The organism is Sphaerospermopsis aphanizomenoides BCCUSP55 (assembly GCF_001586785.1).
GTDB lineage: Bacteria > Cyanobacteriota > Cyanobacteriia > Cyanobacteriales > Nostocaceae > Sphaerospermopsis_A > Sphaerospermopsis_A aphanizomenoides_A.
Genome location: NZ_LUFH02000173.1, coordinates 1 through 6114, shown reverse-complemented (window position 1 = coordinate 6114; position 6114 = coordinate 1). Strand labels below are relative to the sequence as shown.

Genomic DNA, 6114 nt, shown 5'->3' with positions numbered 1-6114 from the left:
GGTGTAGGGTGTGGGGAAATAAGAGGCAGGGGGGCAAGGGGCATGGGAGGATGGGAGAATAACGAATGACTAATCACCAAAATCTAAAATCTAAAATCTAAAATCTAAAATCCAAAATTTATGATGTTGATTCGAGAAGCTATCCGAGCAATACGGATGACTTTATTACTTTGGTTGTTGACAGCAATTATCTATCCTCTGGCTATTCTAGGATTTGGTCAGTTTGCTTTCCCATCTTCAGCCAATGGCAGCATTGTTTTTAATATCAATGATCAACCCATTGGTTCATCTTTGATTGGTCAGGTTTTTACATCAGATAAATATTTTCATGTTCGTCCCAGTGCGGTGAGATATAGCCAAGGTAGAAAAGCCAGACCAACAGGTATCTCCGGCGCTAGTAATTTGGCTGCTAGTAATCCAGAACTAACTAATAAAATTATTGAAGAAACAAGTGAATTTCAGGATGCTAGAATTCAAGTATCGGCTGATTTAATTTACTCTTCTGGCTCTGGTTTAGATCCCCATATATCTTTAAAATCTACACGACAACAGTTAACACGGGTCGCCCAGGCAAGAGGAATCAAAGAAGATGAAATAATTCCTCTAATTAATAAATATACTGATGGCAGATTTTTAGGGGTTTTTGGTGAACCAGGTGTGAATGTTTTACGATTAAATTATGCGCTCGATTTGCAAGAGTTGAACCGGCAACAAAATTAATAATTTGTAATTCTTAATTAATCACTTTTGCCTTTTGCCTTTTGCCTCTTGCCTAATCCCAAAGATCAATATTCACACTCAACTACTTATGTATTTCCAACGTAGGGGAAAACACAAAATATTTATTGGTATGGCTCCTGGGGTGGGTAAGACTTACAGAATGTTGGAAGAAGGACACGCACTCAAACAGGAAGGAATTGATGTTGTTATTGGGTTGTTAGAAACTCACGGACGGAAGGAAACGGCTGACAAAGCTGAAGGTTTGGAGGTTATAGCACCACAGTTATGGACTCACGGGGATGTGATGTTACCGGAAATGAATACAGAAGCGGTAATTGAACGATCGCCCCAATTGGCTTTAATTGATGAACTGGCCCATACCAATGTTCCTGGTTGTCCACGGGAAAAACGCTATGAAGATGTAGAAATCATTTTGGATGCGGGTATTGATGTTTACTCCACCATGAATGTTCAACATCTAGAAAGTCTGAATGATTTAGTAGCCAGAATTACAGGTATAGTTGTCCGTGAGCGAATTCCTGACCGCATTCTAGAAGCTGCTGATGAGGTGGTATTAGTAGATATCACACCGGAAACTCTGCAAGAAAGATTACTGGAAGGGAAAATTTATGCCCCCCAAAATATCCAAAAGGCTTTAGATAACTTCTTTCAACGGCGTAACTTAATTGCTTTGCGGGAGTTGGCTTTGCGGGAGGTGGCAGATAATGTGGAAGAAGATGCGATCGCTGCTACACCTAAAGGTCAATTTTGTAGTATTCAAGAACGGGTTTTGGTGTGTATCTCTACTTATCCTAATTCGATGCAACTTTTACGTCGGGGTGCTAGATTGGCTGGTTACATGAATGCCCCTTTGTATGTTTTGTTTGTCGCTAGTCCTGATCAATTTCTGACTAAAGAGGAAAGCTTGCACATTCATACTTGTGAAAAGTTATGTCAAGAATTTGCTGGGACATTTATTCGGGTAAACAGCAGTAATATCTCTGGGGCAATCGCGGAAATTGCAAAACAATACCATATTACTCAGATAGTGATTGGGGAAAGTCAACGTTCTCGTTGGCAGCTTGTTTTCAAAGGTTCTCTGACTCAACAATTGATGAAATTGCTAAAAAATATTGATTTGCATATTATTGCCACCGAAAAAACATCAGTGTCTAAGAATTAATAGTGGCAACTTTTGGTTTAGATCAACGTAACATTTGAGTTAAACTACTTTTACAATCATATTAAAATATTTGTAGATGCACCCGACCCGCGTTATAGGTTTAATGAGTGGCACATCTGTAGATGGGATAGATGCTGCCTTAGTGGAAATTATCGGTAAAGATTTAGATATAAAAGTTGAATTATTAGCAGGAGAAACTTATCCCTATCCGGCAAAATTGCGAGAGCGCATTTTAGGAATTTGTGCTGGAGAGGCAATCTCAATGGCAGAATTAGCAGAATTAGATGATGCGATCGCCACTGTTTTTGCCCAAGCCGCCCAAAATATCCAAATTGGTCATCCACCAGCTACTTTAATTGGTTCTCACGGTCAAACTGTTTTTCATCGACCACCACAAAGAGATGGGGAAAATCAGCAATCTCTCGGCTATACCTTACAACTAGGTCGGGGATCTGTGATTGCTCACTTGACTGGTATTGCTACTGTCAGTAATTTTCGTGTAGCGGATATTGCGGCTGGTGGGCAGGGAGCGCCTTTAGTTCCCAGGGTGGATGCTTTTTTGCTCAGTCATCCCCAGGAAAGCAGATGTGTGCAAAATATTGGTGGAATTGGTAATGTGGCTTATTTACCAGCTCGACATAATGACTGGCTTTCCCAAATTCGCGGCTGGGATACAGGCCCTGGCAATAGTCTGTTGGATTTAGCCGTACAGCATTTTAGTAATGGGGCTAAAACCTACGATGAAAATGGTAGTTGGGCTGCAAGTGGTACTCCTTGTTATCCCTTAGTAGAACAATGGCTAAGTCAAGATTACTTTCATTTACCACCACCTAAATCTACTGGGCGTGAGTTGTTTGGTGTCAATTATTTACATGATTGTTTACAAGATGCTCAAAGCTACCAACTTAGCCAAGCTGATGTGCTGGCAACAATTACAGAACTCACAGTCGCTTCTATTGTTCACAGCTATCGGAGTTATTTACCAAAAATGCCAGAACGGGTATTATTATGTGGGGGTGGTAGTCAGAATCTTTACTTAAAACATCGGTTAGAATCTTTATTGGCATCAGTGCCAGTTGTGACTACAGATGAAGTTGGTGTGAGTGCGAAGTTTAAAGAAGCGATCGCCTTTGCAGTCTTGGCCTACTGGCGACAGTTAGGGATTCCCGGTAATCTCCCTACTGCAACTGGAGCAAGTCAAGAAGTGCTTTTGGGAGAAGTGCATCAGGTGATGAGTCATAGGTGACAGGTGAGAATTTTTTCTTACTTGTGAAATGCTGAACGCGCGGGAAAACCCCGCATCTACCGAACTCCTAATAATTATTGCTGTGTTTAACAACTCAAAGGAATTGACAAGGTGGCTCACAGTTTTTTGTTAGAACCAGGGCGATGGATCATGCAAGGAAGTTGGCTGGAACGGAATAGTAAGCCGATCAGCTTTAAAGGTATGACGTTAGTAGTTTGGGATCGTGATGACTGGTTTTCTATGGCAACCAAGTTAGTATTTCCTGGCAGCGATCGCTCGGAAATATCTTGCCAATATAAAGGCCGACTTCATGATGGTGATCGCCAGTATACTTTTTTACTGCAACATAATATCTTAGGGCAAATTGAAGGTGAAGGCTGGATTTGTCCAGATACTATAGTACAGCGTTACTGGGTACTAGGCGATCGAGAACGTCGGAGCGGTTTTGAAACCTTGCATCAGGTTTCTGAAGATAATTACTACCTCACCAGCGGTATTCTAGCAGGCCATTTTTTAACCAGTACAATGGAAGCCAGTCTAGAGCGCCAATTAACGCCAGGAACTTAATGCTAAAACAGCGAATCATGTTTATTGTTAATCATCTAGAATTAGCTCACAAGCAACACAGAAACTCATATACAGCATATTGCAGATCAATAAGGTACAAATTTTTATGACAAAGCCTTGCACCAAAAGGGTTTTACTGCTGACTGCTGACCGCTGACTGTTGAAAGCTGCTGTATCAGGTATTAAAAACTTAATTTCTGTATATGTAACTCATAGTCATAGCAAGCTGACAGGTTTTAAGTACCCAAGCAAAATTAATTGTACATATTGATGGAAAACAAAAATGTCTGTATTCCTTACCTATTCCCTATTACCTATTACCTATTCCCTCTCCTAACTAGAAAATTTATTTTGCACGACTACTTGTTACTGACAACTGCTTTAAGTTTTGTCAATACCTAAGTAGGTAGGTACGGAAAAACCGAACTATGTAAAGAACAATTAACAAGCTTCAAATACTCTTTCCTCCAGCATAGCTTCCTCCTGCCTCCTGCCTCATCCTCAAGGTAAATATTCACGCCCACCTACTTATGGCTTTTGCAACAGATAAAATTGATATTTTAACTACCTTGGCAGTTGTCATATATAATACACAATTTTTAACAAAATCCCAGTTTATGAACGTAAATATTCTCAACAACCCCAATAATTCGTTGCTGTTTTTTGACTCAAGCCTCAAAATCAAACAAATTCAACCTTTATCAACGGCGCATTTCATTCATTATTGTTGAAGATTGGAGTCGAATGTTCTATGTCAGACCCCAACATTGGTCGCTTACTTGGCAACCGCTACCAACTTCAAGAATTAATTGGCACTGGGGCGATGGGAAGGGTTTATCGTGCTAAGGATATTTTGTTGGGAGGTGTACCAGTTGCAGTCAAATTTCTGGCCTTATCTATCCAAAACGAAAAAATGCGTCTGCAAGAACGTTTTGAGCGAGAAGCCAAAACCTGTGCATTACTAGGTCAAAAAAGTATTCATATTGTCCGTGTGATGGACTATGGGGTAGATGAACATAATACTCCATACTATGTGATGGAATACTTACAAGGACAAAGTTTAAGCACTGTTATCCGTAACCAAAATCTTTCTTTATCCAGATTCCTGAGCATGGCCAGGCAAATCTGTTTAGGCTTACAGTGCGCTCACAATGGCATCCCCGTAGATGGAGCTATCTACCCAATTATTCATCGTGATATTAAACCTAGCAATATGCTGGTGATTCAAGATGACAGTTTTGGGGAATTAGTCAAGGTTTTAGACTTTGGGATTGCCAAGTTAATCATGTCAAATGGCGAGCAGACAAAATTCTATTTAGGTACTCTGGCTTATTCTTCTCCTGAACAAATTGAGGGTAAAGAACTAGACAAACGCTCTGATATTTATAGTTTGGGCGTGATGATGTTTGAAATGCTTACCACCAAGATGCCCCTCTTCCCAGCCACCCATTCTTTTGGAGCATGGTATCAAACACATAAATTTCAAAAACCAATGTCTTTTGCTGAAGCTAATCCAACTATAAAGATTCCCAAGCCAGTAGAAGATTTGGTGATGAAGTGTTTGGAAAAACAACCAAGCGACCGCCCCCAAACTATTCACGAAATTCTCAATATCTTAGTAGCAGCAGAACAGCAGAATAAGTTTAATCAAAATAATAGTCAAAATATTCCTGCAACCAATCAAAGATTAAAACCTCCTACTAAAACTCAATCTGAACACAAGGCCAAACCTGAATTAAGGGGATCACAAAAACTTCAAAAAACTCAAAGTCAACCGAAATTAACAGCCATTAATGATGATATTACTCGTCTCACTTCTTGGCCAGCAAATAAACCGATTGCGGATATCGTTTTTCCCCAACCTGTTTATCATAATGGAGAAGTTTTACCCGCTTTGTGGATAATGTTACCTCAAGAAGAAATCCAAAAACGTTTAGCTTGTAGTCGCTACAATCAATTTCTGTTTATTTCTGTTCCCCATCCAATGGTGTTGTGGATTACAGTTATCTACAACCGCCAACATGGAGCTAAATGGCTACCTTACTACCTGGATCTGAAAACTAATTTTGGTGAAGAGATTATTCGCTTACTGCAACATACAGGTTATTACCGCTTGTTGTTCTTTGCACGAGAGACACCCAGTAAGTGCAGTCATGTTCTGCTTTCTGGCATTCGTCCCAGCCAATGTCAACGACTGCAAGAGTGGTTGCAAGTTAGCAAAACAACAACATCATCTATGGATGCCCAAATTAGTAAAAATTTGCTTAAACAGGAATATGAAAAGATTAAACTACAAATATTAGCCAAACTGGAAGCAATTGATACCGATTCACCCTTTGATTTGTCGGGTTAGGTTGTATGGTGTGGAGTGTGGAGGAAGAAGAGGCAGGGGTGGCAG

General features: G+C 40.1%; 6 protein-coding genes. All 6 read left to right on the top strand.

What is annotated here, in order from left to right:
• Positions 1-120: 120 nt before the first annotated feature.
• The 6 genes from kdpC to A0J48_RS25560 all read left to right on the top strand — a co-directional run bounded on the left by kdpC (position 121) and on the right by A0J48_RS25560 (position 6069).
• On the top strand, positions 121-720 hold the full coding sequence (gene kdpC, locus A0J48_RS25585; protein ID WP_200327386.1) for a K(+)-transporting ATPase subunit C: 600 nt from the start codon (positions 121-123) through the stop codon (positions 718-720).
• 88 nt (positions 721-808) lie between these two features.
• Positions 809-1903 (top strand): sensor protein KdpD, encoded by a 1095-nt coding sequence (locus tag A0J48_RS25580; RefSeq protein ID WP_200327385.1) that lies wholly within the window; start codon positions 809-811, stop codon positions 1901-1903.
• Between the two features lie 76 nt (positions 1904-1979).
• The gene (locus A0J48_RS25575) at positions 1980-3149 is read left to right on the top strand and encodes an anhydro-N-acetylmuramic acid kinase (RefSeq protein WP_200327384.1); all 1170 of its coding nucleotides are present in this window, start codon (positions 1980-1982) and stop codon (positions 3147-3149) included.
• A 111-nt stretch (positions 3150-3260) separates the two neighbouring features.
• Entirely contained in the window at positions 3261-3716 is a 456-nt protein-coding gene (locus tag A0J48_RS25570; protein ID WP_200327383.1) for a hypothetical protein, read from the top strand.
• A 530-nt stretch (positions 3717-4246) separates the two neighbouring features.
• On the top strand, positions 4247-4447 hold the full coding sequence (locus A0J48_RS25565) for a hypothetical protein (protein ID WP_200327382.1): 201 nt from the start codon (positions 4247-4249) through the stop codon (positions 4445-4447).
• A gap of 20 nt (positions 4448-4467) precedes the next feature.
• A complete protein-coding gene (locus A0J48_RS25560; protein ID WP_200327381.1) occupies positions 4468-6069 on the top strand; it encodes a serine/threonine-protein kinase in 1602 nt (533 codons plus the stop codon).
• Positions 6070-6114: the final 45 nt, after the last annotated feature.